A 14,094-nucleotide genomic window follows, 5' to 3' on the forward strand; every position below is an offset into this window, starting at 1 on the left:
ATGTTTCTTAATAAAATGTAATTTTTTAAAGAAAAGTGCGGATATGAGTTGTGATTTATGTTAGAATGGAAAATGCCTTTGAAACAAGAGGTTTTATGATTTTTCTTATCCGATTGAAGATTTTGGAGGAGAAATGGAAAGTTCGGATTATTTCTTGTTTTTAGTGGTCAGACGTTCAACGTTAATGAAGAGTTAAATGGAGGATTTTATTAATGAAGTTTGTTATGTTTCTTGTAGGATTACTCGTTGTATTTGTACTCGGTTTTCTTATAAGCTCCGATCGAAAGAAGATTAAGTATAAACCAATCGCAATTATGCTTATTATTCAGCTAGCATTATCTTATTTCTTATTAAATACGCAAATTGGTTATATTTTAGTAAAAGGAATTTCAGATGGATTTGGCGCACTTCTTGGATATGCGGAAGCTGGAATCGTTTTCGTATTTGGTGGTCTTGTTAATAAAGGAGAGGTTTCATTCTTCTTAACAGCGTTATTGCCAATCGTATTCTTTGCCGTTTTAATTGGAATTCTGCAGCACTTTAAAATTTTACCGATATTTATTCGTGCTATTGGTACTTTGTTAAGTAAAGTAAATGGTTTAGGAAAACTAGAATCATATAACGCAGTAGCAGCTGCTATTGTTGGGCAAGCAGAAGTATTTATTACAGTAAAAGATCAATTAAGTAAAATCCCAAAACACCGTTTATATACATTATGTGCATCTTCTATGTCAACAGTATCGATGTCAATCGTCGGTTCTTACATGAAAATGATCGAACCAAAATATGTAGTGACAGCACTTGTATTAAATTTATTTAGTGGTTTCATTATTATTCATATTATTAACCCGTACGATATTACAGAAGAAGAAGATACACTGAAATTAGAAAATAAGAAAAAACAGTCATTCTTTGAAATGTTAAGTGAATATATTATGCTTGGTTTCACAATCGCGATTACAGTAGCAGCGATGTTACTTGGTTTCGTAGCATTAATTACAGCAATCAATAGCTTGTTTGATTCAGTTTTCGGTATTACATTCCAAGCTATTTTAGGATACATTTTCTCGCCATTAGCATTCGTAATGGGTATCCCGCAAGCAGAGATGGTAACAGCGGGACAAATTATGGCAACGAAATTAGTATCAAACGAGTTTGTTGCGATGCTTGATCTTGGAAAAGTAGCGGGTGACTTATCAGCTCGTACAGTTGGAATTCTTTCTGTATTCCTTGTATCATTTGCGAACTTCTCATCAATCGGAATTATCGCAGGTGCAACGAAAGGTATCGATGAAAATCAATCAAATGTTGTATCATCATTCGGTTTACGCCTTGTGTACGGTGCAACATTAGTAAGTATTCTATCAGCGATTATCGTTGGTGTTATGTTATAAAAAAGATGGTCCTAGCTCATAGCTAGGGCCATTTTTTTATGGTAAATTTGCATAGAAAAACCAATTAATTAGGAATATATTAACATATAAAAATCTTTTAAAATTTATATTGCATTTCAGTTAGATAACGCTTACAATTTGATTTGTAGGTGGTATCAATTTCAGACTTTCAAGTATGGTAGGAGAGAAGAAGCTACCTTTTATAAATTGCAATTTATGTAAACGCTTACTGATTTTAGATAATAGTTGAATAGTATTTAGGGGTTTTAAATTTTTTTAACATCAATGGTCAGACGTCATTCGTTATACGACCGATAACTCGTGGGAGAAGTGGAGGATTCACATATGAAAATAGTAATGTTTCTAGTCGGTTTACTTGTAGTATTTGTACTAGGTTTCCTTATCAGTTCAGATCGTAAGAAAATTAAATATAAACCAATTGCACTTATGCTTGTCATTCAATTGGTACTTGCATATTTCTTACTAAATACAAAGGTCGGATTTGTATTAGTAAAAGGGATTGCAGATGGATTTGGCGCTATTTTAAAATTTGCGGAGGCAGGGGTTAATTTCGTATTTGGTGGTCTAGCAAATGATGGACAAGCACCATTCTTCTTAACAGTATTATTACCAATTATTTTCTTAGCAGTATTAATTGGGATCTTACAACATATTAAAATTTTACCGATTATCATTCGTGCAGTCGGTTTCCTATTAAGTAAAGTGAACGGTTTAGGAAAACTAGAATCATATAATGCAGTAGCAGCTGCGATTGTTGGTCAAGGGGAAGTATTCATTACAGTAAAAGATCAATTAAGCAAATTACCGAAAAATCGTTTATACACACTTTGTGCATCTTCCATGTCTACAGTATCGATGTCAATTGTCGGTTCTTATATGAAAATGATTGATCCAAAATATGTAGTAACGGCACTTGTATTAAACTTATTTAGTGGATTCATTATCGTTCATATTATTAATCCATATGACGTGAAAGAAGAAGACGACATTTTAGAATTACAAGAAGATAAAAAGCAAACATTCTTTGAAATGTTAGGCGAATATATTATGCTTGGTTTCTCTATCGCTGTAACAGTAGCGGCGATGTTAATCGGTTTCGTAGCATTAATTACAGCAATTAATGGTGTGTTCGATTCAATTTTCGGAATCACATTCCAAAGCATTTTAGGATACATTTTCTCACCATTAGCATTCGTAATGGGTATCCCAACATCAGAGATGTTAACAGCAGGACAAATTATGGCAACGAAATTAGTAACGAACGAATTCGTTGCAATGCTTGACCTTGGTAAAGTAGCTGGTGATTTATCAGCTCGTACAGTAGGTATTTTATCTATCTTCCTTGTATCATTTGCGAACTTTTCATCAATTGGAATTATCGCAGGTGCAACGAAGAGTATCGATGGCAAACAAGCAAACGTTGTATCATCATTCGGATTAAAACTTGTATACGGTGCAACGTTAGTAAGTATATTATCAGCGGTTATCGTTGGGGTTATGCTTTAATAAATAGTAAAAAAGTTGTTTATCTCTCACTTAGAGGATAAACGACTTTTTTTGTTTTGGTATGATAAATAATACAGAGAAGGGGAATTAGGTTGGAAGAACAGGATATTTTAAAGGAGTTTGATGAGATTATAGATAACATTGATCAATTAACTGGAGAAGATGCTAGAGCGTTTTTGAAATTGATACATGGATATTTGAGCATAGTAGAAGAAGGCGATGGGACTTTTACTCATAGTGACTTTGTTGAAAAGGTTTCTAGGTTTTATAAGAAAGATGTGGCGAGGGTTATTCAGCTGAGAGAAGAAATAAAAAAATCACCTTAATCCATTCATTAAGGTGATTGAAATACTACTCAGCTGGAGGCGTAAATGTACGTTTCTCTAATTCAGCATCTAACATAAATAATGCGTTTGAATCGCTTGTAATACGTTTTAATTTTTGGATGATGCTATCGAATGAAGCTTCTTCTTCTACTTGCTCATCGACGAACCATTTTAAGAATGTAATTGTTGCGTGTTCACGCTCATCCCAGGCGATATCAGATAGGTTGTAAATACGTTTCGTTACTTCACGCTCGTGCTCAAGTGCTACTTCAAAAGCGTTCAGTACAGATTCATATTCGTTATTCGGATTATCAAATCCAGTAATAATAGCGCGCTCACCGCGGTCATTAATATAGTTGTAAAGCTTCATCGCATGGAAACGTTCTTCTTCAGCTTGTACAAGGAAAAAGTTAGCGAATCCATCATAGCTTTCGGCTGTACAGTAAGCAGCCATTGCCATATAAGCGTGGGCAGAGTAAAATTCAAAATTCATTTGATCATTTAATGCATCGTGCAATTTTTTTGATAACATAAAATCCCCCTTAGTATTGTGACAAGAATATTATATCACAATTGATAATATTCTCATTTGGATGTTTCAAACCTTTTCGAAAGCTTTGTGACGTGTGCGTCCATAATGTCTTGCAAATCTAAATCATATTTTTGTGAAAGAATAATAAGATTAGATAGTACATCACCAAGTTCTTCTTTTAGTTCTTGTTTTAGCTCTTCTTCTGTCTTAGCGTCTTCATCAGGACGATCGCGACCGATTTCGATTGCGCGAACAACGCGTGAAACTTCCCCAACTTCCTCTGTTAAGAAATTTAAGCGAATAAAGGCATTATACTGTGACCAGCTTCGTTTTTCGTAAAATTCCTCAACCCATCTTTGAAATGCAACGATATCCATTTCTTTCTCATCCCCTCAATATGTTGTACAATGTTCATTGTATCATAACAATATATAGTTTCGGGGTGTAAGGATGAGAAAGATTTGTGTGTTTGCAGGTTCCAACTTAGGGGAGAGACCAGAATTTAAAGAGCAGGCAATAGCGTTAGGGAAAATGTTTGTTGAGAACGATTATGAGCTTGTATACGGTGGTTCTTGCGTTGGATTAATGGGAGAAGTAGCAAATGAAGTACTTCGTTTAGGCGGGCGTGTAACAGGTGTTATGCCGCGCGGTCTATTCCGAGGAGAAATCGTTCATACAGGGTTAACAGAATTAATTGAAGTAGAAACGATGCATGAACGTAAAGCGAAAATGGCAGAGCTTTCGGATGCTTTCATCGCACTGCCGGGGGGATACGGAACGTTTGAAGAGCTATTTGAAGTAGTATGTTGGTCACAAATTGGTATACATAATAAGCCAGTTGGTTTATTGAACATAAAAGATTTTTATGGACCAATTTTGCAAATGGTTGAACGCGCAGCGGAAGAAGGGTTTATGAATCCGTCAAATAAAGAGTTAATCGTTTCAGCTGAGACAGCCGATAAATTAATTCATGAAATACAAAATTACGAGCGTCCTGTTTTAGGAACGAAGTGGAAGCAGTTATCATAATACAATTTTATAGAGAGTTTTGGAAACACATGTCACTTTATCTTCAAAAGGCATGTGTTTTTAATTTGGTTAAATATGTTAACGTTGAGATGTAATGTTTTTGAAAAAGGAGAAATAGATGGAAGAATTCGTGTTTTTAAGGCCGGTTTTTAAATGTATTTTAGCAGCATCTATTCTTGTTATGTTAATTGTTTCAATACAGAAGAAAGAGCGAATTAATGAATTTTCTCTTTGGTTTATTTCGATATTGTGTATCGGTGTTTCGGCGATCACGTTGTTTATGTCTGGGTTTATTGTTGATGAGTATAATTTAGGTGGAGATTCGTTGTCGTTTGATATGTTTATTGGGATAGTTTGTATTAGCGGTTTGAACTTCATTATTTATTATAGGCGGAAATAAAAAAAGGCATTCCGTATTACTTTGGAATGCCTTTATCATTTTGATTACTTTGTTTTTTATACAAGTACCAGCCACCCCAGCCGCCACCAATTGCTACTACAACGAGGAAAGCGTAGTCTTTCACCTCGATACGTATGTTGAAAATATTAGCTATAAGTAAGACAATCCCAACTGTTATTAACGCAAAAAATGCTCTAATTAAGTAGTCTTTCAACTGAACCACTCCCGCCATTTAAGTAGTAAATGATGAATATGGAAAAGCTTTTTTTGAATCTATGTTACTATATTTTAACATAAAAGAGATTGTAATATATTGATGAAAGTAGGGGAGAGGGACGCAGATCTTGTCGTGATTTGTCGGTAAGTCGATATCCTATGTCGAATCGTCGATATATAGGGAAAATCGTTGATATAAATTTCATGTACTGATACGCGCGACCATTCCATAGAAAAAAGCGACTCTGAACGAGCCGCTTCCGCTTTTAAGTATTACTGATTCAAGAACGCACGTAGCATCCAAGCGTGTTTTTCTAGTTCTGTGTAGATGCCTAGTAGTAGGTCAGATGTCATTTCGTCATCAGAGTCTTGAGCGATTTCCATGCCTTTTTTCAGTTCGACTAGCATCATTTCGTAGTCTTTCATGATTGCTTCGACCATCCCTTCTGCAGTTTCTCCGTATGCTGCTTCTTGAATAGAAGATATTTCTAAGTATTCTTTCATTGTTGCTACTGGTTTGCCGCCAATTGCTAAAATACGTTCTGCAATTTCATCGATGTGAGTAGCTGATTCTGTGTAAAGTTCTTCGAATTTCTCATGTAATGTGAAGAATTGAGGTCCTTTTACGTACCAATGGAAGTTGTGTAATTTTGTGAATAAAACGCTCCAGTCTGCTACTTGTTTGTTTAATACTTCGATTACTTGTTTGTTCATTATGATCAATCTCCTTTTGAGTTGTTATGTGATATCAATTACTAATTTATAATTATTATAATCTAGTAATTCGTATAAATCAACCCTTTTGCTGGAATTAATTTGAACAAATTATGAACTGTTGTAAATAAAAATCCCTATTACGTTGAAGTAATAGGGATTTTGTTTGATATATAGCTGTTGTTCTAAACGAGCTGCTTTCACTTTTAGTGATATCCAGCTCCAGCGGCTAGAATCTCCGGGCATTTCGCTCTCTCGCTCGAAGCAAAAAGCGCTTCAAGGTCGAGAGCTCCAAATAGCCTGCGATTCTGGACGAGCCGCCTCCGCTTTTAATTATTACACAGCCTTCTGTTTTTCTTCTATATCCTGTCCATCCCAGCACTCTGTATTTTGTAAGCCAGGGATAGAACTTGCAACGAAAACAGGATCTTTTCCTTGTTTCTTTTGCTTAATATAGTCTACTAATGCTGCGTAGGCGAATTTGCTTAGGAATGAGATGGCAATTAAGTTTGTGAATACCATTAGTCCCATGAATAAATCAGCTAAGCTCCAAACTGTTTGAAGGGCAGCGATTGATCCGAAGAATACCATTCCGACAACTGCCACGCGATAAATCATTAACCATGTTTTGCTTTCTTTAATGAATGCGATATTTGTTTCACCATAATAGTAGTTTCCTAGAAGCGAACTGAAAGCGAATAGGAAAATAATAATCGCTAAGAAAGTGCTTGCCCACGGTCCGATTTGTGAACTTAATGCATTTTGTGTTAATTCGATACCTTTTAAATTTGAACCTTTGTAAAGTCCAGAACATAATACGATAAATGCTGTTGATGTACATACTAAGAATGTGTCTACGAAAACACCTAATGCTTGAACAAGTCCTTGTTTTACAGGGTGAGATACATCTGATGTTGCGGCTGCGTTAGGGGAGCTACCCATACCTGCTTCTGTTGCGAATAGACCGCGCTGAATTCCGTACTTGATTGCTGCTCCAATACCACCAGCGATGGCTTGGTCTAAACCGAATGCACCATTAAATATTTCCATAAAAATGCTTGGTAACATAGTAAAGTTGTTAATCACGACAAAAATAGCCACACCAATATAAATGATTGCCATTGGAGGAACAATCATTTCCGTAATACGTGAAATGCTCTTAATGCCACCGAAAATAATAACTGCAACTAATAAAGCTAATAGAGCTCCTACGATCGTTCGCTCTAGTCCAAAAGCATTTTCAAATGCAATTGTTACTGTATTTGCTTGTACAGAATTGAAAATTAATCCGTATGCAACTGTAATAAGAAGTGAGAACCAAACACCCATCCAGCGTTTGTTTAATCCTTTTTCCATGTAATATGCGGGTCCACCACGGAATCTGCTTCCATCTTTTACTTTATAAATTTGCGCGAGCGTACATTCTACGAAACTAGTAGCTGCTCCAAGGATGGCGATAAACCACATCCAAAACACTGCACCAGGTCCACCCATTGAAATAGCTAATGCTACACCAGCTAAATTTCCGATACCGATACGTGCTGCTGCACTTAAGCAAAATGCTTGGAACGGAGAGATGCTATCTTTCTTTTTTTCTTTTCGATTAAATCCTTTACTAATTAAACCGACCATCTCACCGAAATGAGTAATTTGGACAAATTTTAATTTAAAAGAAAAATAAAGACCGAAGCCGATTAGCATTGCAATAAGAATATATGACCATAAAATATTATTCGTTACCTCAAGGAATCTGCTAAAGATATCAACCATATAATACACTTCCTTTTTTCCGTAATAAGAAAATTATATGCAAAAAATATACGAGAATCAATTTTTCTAAAAAATTATGTTACTTAAAGTTATTTTATGTTATGATTATGTTACATCGTAATATTTTTAGAATTGTTTCCATTTTAAAAAACTAAATGTAAAGCGAGAAAGAGGGGATAATTTGAAAGAAGAAACTTTATTGAAAGTAAGCCTTAAGAGTTTGAAAATGAGAAGTAATATATTTTTTATCATTACATCTTTAAGTATCTTTTTAGGAGCCACTTATTATTACAATAAAAGATTTCCAAATCACAGGTATCCTGAATGGTTAGAGTTTCTAAAGTTGATTGGATGAATAAAAGACAGAAAAACAGAAAATTTAAATAAAAATTGTTGTGGAGGAGCTAAATATGAATATTAGAGAAAGTGAACTTCCGGGTATTGGTTATAAGTTTCAAATCGTTACGAAAGGTAACGAGAAGATGGTGATTGTTATTCATGATGACGGGCGTAGAGAAATGTATCATTTTGATTCAGACCATGAAGAAAGTATCTCAAGTATTTCATTACGTGACTCAGAGGCAAGACAAATTGCAGCCATATTAGGTGGAATGGTATATAAGCCGAGAGCATTAGAAAATGTTGAAATGGTTTTTGAAGGTTTGGCGATTGAGTGGTTTAAAGTGGAGAATGCTGCGCCAGCAATCGGAAAAACAATCGGCGATCTGGAAATAAGAAAAACATATAGCGTAACGATTATTGCAGTTATGAAAAAGAATATGAAAAAGCTATTTAATCCAGGACCAGAAACAGTAATTGAGGAAGGCGATATGCTTGTAGTTTCAGGTGAGAGAGAAGAAATTAAAAAAATTATTAATGAGTTACTTTCGAATAGGGGGACTGACTAGATGGATACGTTAATTTTTGAAGTTGGTACAGCGTTAGTATTAGTTGCAATTGCAGCAGTAATTGCTGGTAAGTTTAAATTCTCAGTTATTCCGTTTTTAATTGTTCTTGGGATGTTAGTGGGGCCACATGCGCCGACAATTGGTGTGATCGATTTCAAGTTTATTGAAAGTGCAAGTGTCATTTCCTTCCTTGGACGGATTGGCGTTCTGTTTCTTCTGTTCTATCTAGGACTAGAGTTTTCGATGAAAAAACTAATTAAATCTGGACGTTCTATTGCGATTGGCGGAACGATCTATATTTTAATTAACTTTTCACTTGGGTTATTGTACGGATTTATCATGGGATTCCCTTTACTAGAAATCTTAATTATTGCGGGGATTATTACGATTTCTTCTAGCGCTATCGTTGCAAAGGTGTTAGTGGATTTAAGAAGAACTGGTAATAATGAGACCGAATTAATTTTAGGAATTATCATGTTCGAAGATATATTCCTTGCTGTATATTTATCAGTCGTTTCTGGATTAGTTCTAGGGGATCACGCTTCATTCTTAGGTGCCCTTACTTCAATTGGAATTGCTTTAGGATATATGCTTCTATTCTTTATTGTAGCTAGAAAGGCGACGCCGTTATTAAATAAATTGCTTAATATTAGTTCGGATGAAATTTTCATTATTGTAGTATTTGCTTCATTATTCTTTATTGCAGGATTCTCGGAAACAATTCACGTTGCCGAAGCAATTGGAGCACTTCTTTTAGGATTAGTTTTTTCTGAGACAGAGCATAGTGACAGAATTGAACATCTCGTTGTTCCATTTAGAGACTTTTTCGGAGCTATTTTCTTCTTCAGTTTCGGATTAAGCATTGATCCGTTCTCATTGGGCGGAGCGATATGGTTAACGTTAGGTGCAGTTCTTCTTACAATCATCGGGAACTTTGTAGCGGGGATGATTGCAGGACGACAAGCTGGATTATCTCATAAAGCGTCAACAAATATTGGATTAACAATCGTTTCAAGAGGAGAATTCTCCATCATTATGGCCAATATCGGTATCGCTGGTGGTTTAATGTCAGTCTTGAAGCCATTCTCAGCACTATACGTGCTTATACTATCTATCTTAGGTCCACTTCTGACAAAAGAGTCAAAGAATGTATATAAATTTTTAAATAAAATCTTTAAGTGGGATACGAAGACTAACTAAATTAAAAAAATAAAAGTAAAAGATATGTATGAAAAAGTGATTACGGAAAAGGAATCTATGTCGGCATAGGTTCCTTTTTTATTGGTATTTTTTCAAGGATGAAAGAATACGTTTAATATTTACCATATTGTGGCATACATATAAAAAAAGGGTGCTTGGAAAGGGGAATAAAGAGAAATGGAACTCCAGTTTCAAAATGTATATCAACAGGTGGAGAATTGGTATGTGTTGGATTCGGAGCTTCCTTGGGATGTCAAAAGGCTTAGAGACGATTTATTTTCACTGATTGAAGTATGTAAAACACCGGTTATTTTTTGTGATACGTGTGATGTGAATCATGTCCTTTTATCACTAGGAGAAGAAGAAGAGGAATTTTTATTCCCAGTAGGTGGTTTTTATCATAAAGAAAAACAATTAATTTTTGTTTGTATGTGGGAAGAGTATGAGCAAGTCCTTAAAACACTACTGCATGAATTTCGTCATGCAATGCAGCATAAGAGCGAAGTATTGTATGTTGGAAGTGAATTGTACGAAGATAGATGGATTGAGAAAGATGCGAGAAAGTTCGCGGAGAGGAAGTTAGATGAATATAAAAATAGAAAGTTAATGTAAAGCATAGTGGAGAAATAGCGCTGTGCTTTCTTTGGTTCTTACTAAAAATAAGTAATTGACTTTTATGAAGTTTAGTTCTAAACTAATGGTATGAAATGAGCGAGGTGATGAAATGAAAACAGAAGATAGACTAGGTTTACTACTATGGTTTCGTTTATCACGTTTTTATAACAAAAGTATTCGTGAGACGAATCAGCATTTGAAAGAATGGAAAGTATCTGCCGCTCAGTTTGATGTACTAGCTCAAGTTGGAGGGCATGGCCGTTTAACGCAGCAAGAGCTTGGAAATAAGCTATTTGTTACGAAGGGAAATATTACGCAGCTTTTAAATAAAATGGAGCAGCTCGAATGGATTCGTCGTGAACAAGAAGGTACTACAAAATATATTTCGTTAACAGAAAAGGGAAGAGCTTTATATGAAGAAATCATCCCGCCTCAAGAAACATTCCAAGCGGAGCAGTTTCAAAATTTAAATGTAGAAGAACAACATCAATTACTACAATTACTAAAAAAGTTACAGTGAGAAAAATTTTAAAATAAATCTCGAATTCGAGATAATATGAGGTGAAGGATATGTTTAGAAAAGTTGATCATAAAAATATGGGAAGAGCAAATCACGGTTGGTTAAATACACATTTTCATTTTTCATTTGCAAATTATTATAATCCTAATAACATGAACTTCGGTGCATTACGTGTAATTAATGATGACTTAGTAGCACCGCAAACTGGTTTTGATATGCATCCCCACCGCGATATGGAAATCATTTCGTACGTTGTAGACGGTGCTTTAACACATGAAGATAGCATGGGGAACCGCGGAACAATTGAGCGTGGACATGTTCAATATATGAGTGCGGGTACGGGTGTATTTCATAGTGAGCATAATTTAGGAAATGAAACATTACGTTTACTACAAATTTGGATTTTACCAGATCGCGCGGACCATAAACCAAACTATGGTGAGTTTAAATTTGATTGGAGCAAGCGTGAAAATGAATGGTTTCATATGGTATCTCAAGTAGAAGGCGGGGCACCAATTCAAATTCATCAAGATGCGAATTTATATGCTTTATCGTTACATGCTGGAAAAGAAATTCATTTTCCAGTGAAAGAAGGCCGTCAATTGTATCTTGTACAAATTGAAGGTAGTAGTGTAATCAACGGTGAGACACTTGTTATGCGTGATGCGGCAGAAGCGATAGAAGAAGATATTCATATTGTAGCGAAAGAGCAATCTCACTATTTAGCAATTGAATTGAAAAAACAATAAAAGGTTTGAAAAGAGGACATCCGATAGATGTCCTCTTTTTTTGAGTGGAATTGTCAGAAAAAACTTTCTCAAATTTTAGGGAAAGGTATCAACTTGAAAAACAAGAATTGTATAAAAGTGTCAAAAATCTTTATGGGAATGGGGAATGTTATAGTGAAAAAGCAAGTCATTTCATCAGCATTAGCGTTAACTGTTATCGCCGGGGGATTTGGAACATTTGGAGCAACAACAACGAAAGCGGAAGAACAAAAAATTCAATACCATCAAGAATTTAAAACGCCTGCATACATAGGTGAAGAATGGAAAGCACCGGAAGGACTAGATAAAAAAGAAACGGTCTTTCAATATTTAGAGAGTAAGAAAGATATGTTCAAATTAGCAGGAAATATGGATAAACACTTTAATGTCGTTGGGGAAGAAAAAGATGCTGAATCCGGTACAACACACGTGAAGCTAGTTGAGAAACATAATAACATTCCTGTGTACGGTTCAGATCAAACAGTTACACTAGATAAAGAGAATAATGTAAAAGCATTCTTCGGACAAGTTATTCCGAATTTAGAGGATAAAAATATTCCTGCATTTGCAAAGATTAGTGCAGAGCAAGCAGAAACAATTGCAAAGGCAGATATTGAAAAAGAAGTTGGTAAAGTAAAGAATTATGACGGTGTGAAAAAAGATTTATATGTGTATGAAAAAGATGGGAATTACTATCTTGCATACTTAGTGAAAGCATCGATTTCAAAGCCAGCTCCAGGGTATTGGCATTACTTTGTTGATGCGACAAATGGAAATGTGATTGAGAAATATAACGCTGTAGATAACATTACAGGATTTGGTTACGGAGTATTGGGCGGTAAACAATCATTTGAAATTGCTCAAGATACGAAAACAGGAGAATTCAACTTATTTGATGGTAAACGAGGACAAGGTATCCATACATTTGATGCAGAGAATATGGACGAAAACTGGTTTAATCTATTCTCACAAATTCTTGGGTATACGGGAGAAGAAGTTAAGAGTAAATCTAAGTTCTTCGAAGATAAAGCGGCAGTTGATGCGCATGTAAATGCAGGGAAAGTATATGATTACTACAAAAAGACATTTAATCGTAACTCTTTCGATGATAAAGGTGCGAAGCTAATTTCTACTGTTCACGTTGGAGAAAGCTGGAATAACGCAGCTTGGAACGGTGTGCAAATGATGTATGGTGATGGCGATGGTAAAACATTCATTCCATTATCTGCTGGACTAGATGTTATCGGTCACGAATTAACGCATGCTGTCACTGAGCATACAGCAAATCTTGTTTATAAAAATGAGCCGGGTGCGTTAAATGAATCGTTATCTGATATTATGGGTGTTATGGTTGAGAAGAAGAGCTGGGATTTAGGTGCTGACATTTATACACCTGGTAAACCTGGTGATGCACTTCGTTCATTGAAAGATCCAGCATCTATTCCGAATCCATTAAAACCAGGTGAAGGTTACCCAGATCACTACAATAAGCGCTACACTGGAACAGCTGATAATGGCGGCGTTCACATTAACAGTAGCATTAACAATAAAGCTGCATACTTAGTATCTGAAGGCGGGGAGCATTACGGCGTGAAAGTAACAGGAGTAGGCCGTGAAGCGACAGAAAAAATTTATTACCGTGCTCTTACGAAATATTTAACTGCAAACTCTGACTTTAAGATGATGCGTCAAGCAGCACTTCAGTCAGCTGAAGATTTATATGGTAAAAACTCTAAAGCTGTACAAGCTGTAACGAAAGCTTATGATGCAGTAGGTGTAAAATAATAAGAGAAAAAGACCTGACTAGGATGTCAGGTCTTTCTGTATTTAGTCGCGAATACCTAATGCGATTTTCGCCATACGTGACATACGTTCTTTAGACCAGGGCGGATTCCATACGACATTTACTTCTATTTCATTGACTTCAGGTACGTTCGTTGATAATACTTTTTTTACGTCTGATACAATTTGCCCAGCCATTGGACAACCGATAGAAGTCATCGTCATCGTAATGACAGCATTATTATTTTCATCTGCTGTAACGTCATAAACTAATCCAAGATTAATGATATCAACACCGAGTTCAGGGTCAATAACAGCTTCTAAGCTTGCATATAACTTTTCTTCAAATGCTTGTTGTGACATGTGTAGCACCCCCTACATATTAATGATATCG

Annotated in this window: 17 protein-coding genes; 11 read left to right on the forward strand and 6 right to left on the reverse strand. The window is 35.5% G+C overall.

Features of this window, described 5'->3' with window-relative positions:
• Positions 1–212 precede the first annotated feature (212 nt).
• From MR083_RS13455 to MR083_RS13465, 3 genes are all read left to right on the forward strand, one after another.
• The gene (locus tag MR083_RS13455) at positions 213–1,394 is read left to right on the forward strand and encodes a NupC/NupG family nucleoside CNT transporter (RefSeq protein WP_000673860.1); all 1,182 of its coding nucleotides are present in this window, start codon (positions 213–215) and stop codon (positions 1,392–1,394) included.
• Between the two features lie 345 nt (positions 1,395–1,739).
• Positions 1,740–2,921 carry a NupC/NupG family nucleoside CNT transporter gene (locus MR083_RS13460; RefSeq protein WP_000706846.1) on the forward strand — a complete coding sequence of 394 codons (1,182 nt, stop codon included), beginning with the start codon at positions 1,740–1,742 and terminating at the stop codon, positions 2,919–2,921.
• A gap of 92 nt (positions 2,922–3,013) precedes the next feature.
• Positions 3,014–3,247 carry a hypothetical protein gene (locus MR083_RS13465; RefSeq protein WP_000392429.1) on the forward strand — a complete coding sequence of 78 codons (234 nt, stop codon included), beginning with the start codon at positions 3,014–3,016 and terminating at the stop codon, positions 3,245–3,247.
• 25 nt (positions 3,248–3,272) lie between these two features.
• Here the strand turns inward: MR083_RS13465 and MR083_RS13470 are convergent, their stop codons facing one another.
• The gene (locus MR083_RS13470; RefSeq protein ID WP_000949392.1) at positions 3,273–3,779 is read right to left on the reverse strand and encodes a ferritin; all 507 of its coding nucleotides are present in this window, start codon (positions 3,777–3,779) and stop codon (positions 3,273–3,275) included.
• A gap of 53 nt (positions 3,780–3,832) precedes the next feature.
• Positions 3,833–4,156, reverse strand: a complete 324-nt coding sequence (locus MR083_RS13475; RefSeq protein ID WP_000355748.1) for a MazG nucleotide pyrophosphohydrolase domain-containing protein — start codon at positions 4,154–4,156, stop codon at positions 3,833–3,835.
• 73 nt (positions 4,157–4,229) lie between these two features.
• Between MR083_RS13475 and MR083_RS13480 the strand changes: the two genes are divergently transcribed.
• The gene (locus MR083_RS13480) at positions 4,230–4,808 is read left to right on the forward strand and encodes an LOG family protein (RefSeq protein ID WP_001225729.1); all 579 of its coding nucleotides are present in this window, start codon (positions 4,230–4,232) and stop codon (positions 4,806–4,808) included.
• 118 nt (positions 4,809–4,926) lie between these two features.
• Entirely contained in the window at positions 4,927–5,208 is a 282-nt protein-coding gene (locus MR083_RS13485; RefSeq protein ID WP_000390890.1) for a hypothetical protein, read from the forward strand.
• Between the two features lie 16 nt (positions 5,209–5,224).
• Here MR083_RS13485 and MR083_RS13490 read toward each other — a convergent pair whose 3' ends face one another.
• From MR083_RS13490 to MR083_RS13500, 3 genes are all read right to left on the reverse strand, one after another.
• Positions 5,225–5,422, reverse strand: a complete 198-nt coding sequence (locus MR083_RS13490; protein ID WP_000656322.1) for a hypothetical protein — start codon at positions 5,420–5,422, stop codon at positions 5,225–5,227.
• 275 nt (positions 5,423–5,697) lie between these two features.
• A complete protein-coding gene (locus MR083_RS13495; protein ID WP_001041889.1) occupies positions 5,698–6,138 on the reverse strand; it encodes a Dps family protein in 441 nt (146 codons plus the stop codon).
• Positions 6,139–6,474: 336 nt separating this feature from the next.
• On the reverse strand, positions 6,475–7,908 hold the full coding sequence (locus MR083_RS13500; protein WP_000227573.1) for an alanine/glycine:cation symporter family protein: 1,434 nt from the start codon (positions 7,906–7,908) through the stop codon (positions 6,475–6,477).
• A 410-nt stretch (positions 7,909–8,318) separates the two neighbouring features.
• Here MR083_RS13500 and MR083_RS13505 point away from each other — a divergent pair, with 410 nt between their 5' ends.
• The 6 genes from MR083_RS13505 to nprB all read left to right on the forward strand — a co-directional run bounded on the left by MR083_RS13505 (position 8,319) and on the right by nprB (position 13,703).
• Positions 8,319–8,816, forward strand: coding sequence for a cation:proton antiporter regulatory subunit (locus MR083_RS13505; protein ID WP_001026069.1), 498 nt, complete (start codon positions 8,319–8,321; stop codon positions 8,814–8,816).
• The gene (locus MR083_RS13510; RefSeq protein WP_000380218.1) at positions 8,817–10,016 is read left to right on the forward strand and encodes a cation:proton antiporter; all 1,200 of its coding nucleotides are present in this window, start codon (positions 8,817–8,819) and stop codon (positions 10,014–10,016) included.
• 177 nt (positions 10,017–10,193) lie between these two features.
• Positions 10,194–10,628, forward strand: a complete 435-nt coding sequence (locus tag MR083_RS13515) for a DUF3920 family protein (RefSeq protein ID WP_000422828.1) — start codon at positions 10,194–10,196, stop codon at positions 10,626–10,628.
• A 112-nt stretch (positions 10,629–10,740) separates the two neighbouring features.
• Positions 10,741–11,151, forward strand: coding sequence for a MarR family winged helix-turn-helix transcriptional regulator (locus MR083_RS13520; protein WP_000845455.1), 411 nt, complete (start codon positions 10,741–10,743; stop codon positions 11,149–11,151).
• A gap of 50 nt (positions 11,152–11,201) precedes the next feature.
• Complete coding sequence (locus MR083_RS13525; RefSeq protein ID WP_000488942.1) at positions 11,202–11,900, forward strand: pirin family protein; 699 nt, start codon at positions 11,202–11,204, stop codon at positions 11,898–11,900.
• A 153-nt stretch (positions 11,901–12,053) separates the two neighbouring features.
• Entirely contained in the window at positions 12,054–13,703 is a 1,650-nt protein-coding gene (gene nprB, locus MR083_RS13530; protein WP_014893422.1) for a neutral protease NprB, read from the forward strand.
• Between the two features lie 42 nt (positions 13,704–13,745).
• Here nprB and MR083_RS13535 read toward each other — a convergent pair whose 3' ends face one another.
• Positions 13,746–14,063: a metal-sulfur cluster assembly factor gene (locus tag MR083_RS13535; RefSeq protein ID WP_000082524.1), complete on the reverse strand. Its 318-nt coding sequence runs from the start codon at positions 14,061–14,063 to the stop codon at positions 13,746–13,748.
• Between the last annotated feature and the right edge of the window lie 31 nt (positions 14,064–14,094).

This window comes from Bacillus cereus group sp. BfR-BA-01408 (assembly GCF_022663305.1).
Lineage (GTDB): Bacteria > Bacillota > Bacilli > Bacillales > Bacillaceae_G > Bacillus_A > Bacillus_A pacificus.

Coding starts and splice junctions, on each gene's coding strand:
- MR083_RS13505 (WP_001026069.1), top strand. CDS start 8,319: ATGAATATTAGAGAAAGTGAACTTCCGGGTATTGGTTATAAGTTTCAA.
- MR083_RS13480 (WP_001225729.1), top strand. CDS start 4,230: ATGAGAAAGATTTGTGTGTTTGCAGGTTCCAACTTAGGGGAGAGACCA.
- MR083_RS13525 (WP_000488942.1), top strand. CDS start 11,202: ATGTTTAGAAAAGTTGATCATAAAAATATGGGAAGAGCAAATCACGGT.
- MR083_RS13455 (WP_000673860.1), top strand. CDS start 213: ATGAAGTTTGTTATGTTTCTTGTAGGATTACTCGTTGTATTTGTACTC.
- MR083_RS13495 (WP_001041889.1), bottom strand. CDS start 6,138: ATGAACAAACAAGTAATCGAAGTATTAAACAAACAAGTAGCAGACTGG.
- MR083_RS13485 (WP_000390890.1), top strand. CDS start 4,927: ATGGAAGAATTCGTGTTTTTAAGGCCGGTTTTTAAATGTATTTTAGCA.
- MR083_RS13475 (WP_000355748.1), bottom strand. CDS start 4,156: ATGGATATCGTTGCATTTCAAAGATGGGTTGAGGAATTTTACGAAAAA.
- MR083_RS13510 (WP_000380218.1), top strand. CDS start 8,817: ATGGATACGTTAATTTTTGAAGTTGGTACAGCGTTAGTATTAGTTGCA.
- MR083_RS13535 (WP_000082524.1), bottom strand. CDS start 14,063: ATGTCACAACAAGCATTTGAAGAAAAGTTATATGCAAGCTTAGAAGCT.
- MR083_RS13460 (WP_000706846.1), top strand. CDS start 1,740: ATGAAAATAGTAATGTTTCTAGTCGGTTTACTTGTAGTATTTGTACTA.
- MR083_RS13470 (WP_000949392.1), bottom strand. CDS start 3,779: ATGTTATCAAAAAAATTGCACGATGCATTAAATGATCAAATGAATTTT.
- MR083_RS13500 (WP_000227573.1), bottom strand. CDS start 7,908: ATGGTTGATATCTTTAGCAGATTCCTTGAGGTAACGAATAATATTTTA.
- MR083_RS13515 (WP_000422828.1), top strand. CDS start 10,194: ATGGAACTCCAGTTTCAAAATGTATATCAACAGGTGGAGAATTGGTAT.
- MR083_RS13520 (WP_000845455.1), top strand. CDS start 10,741: ATGAAAACAGAAGATAGACTAGGTTTACTACTATGGTTTCGTTTATCA.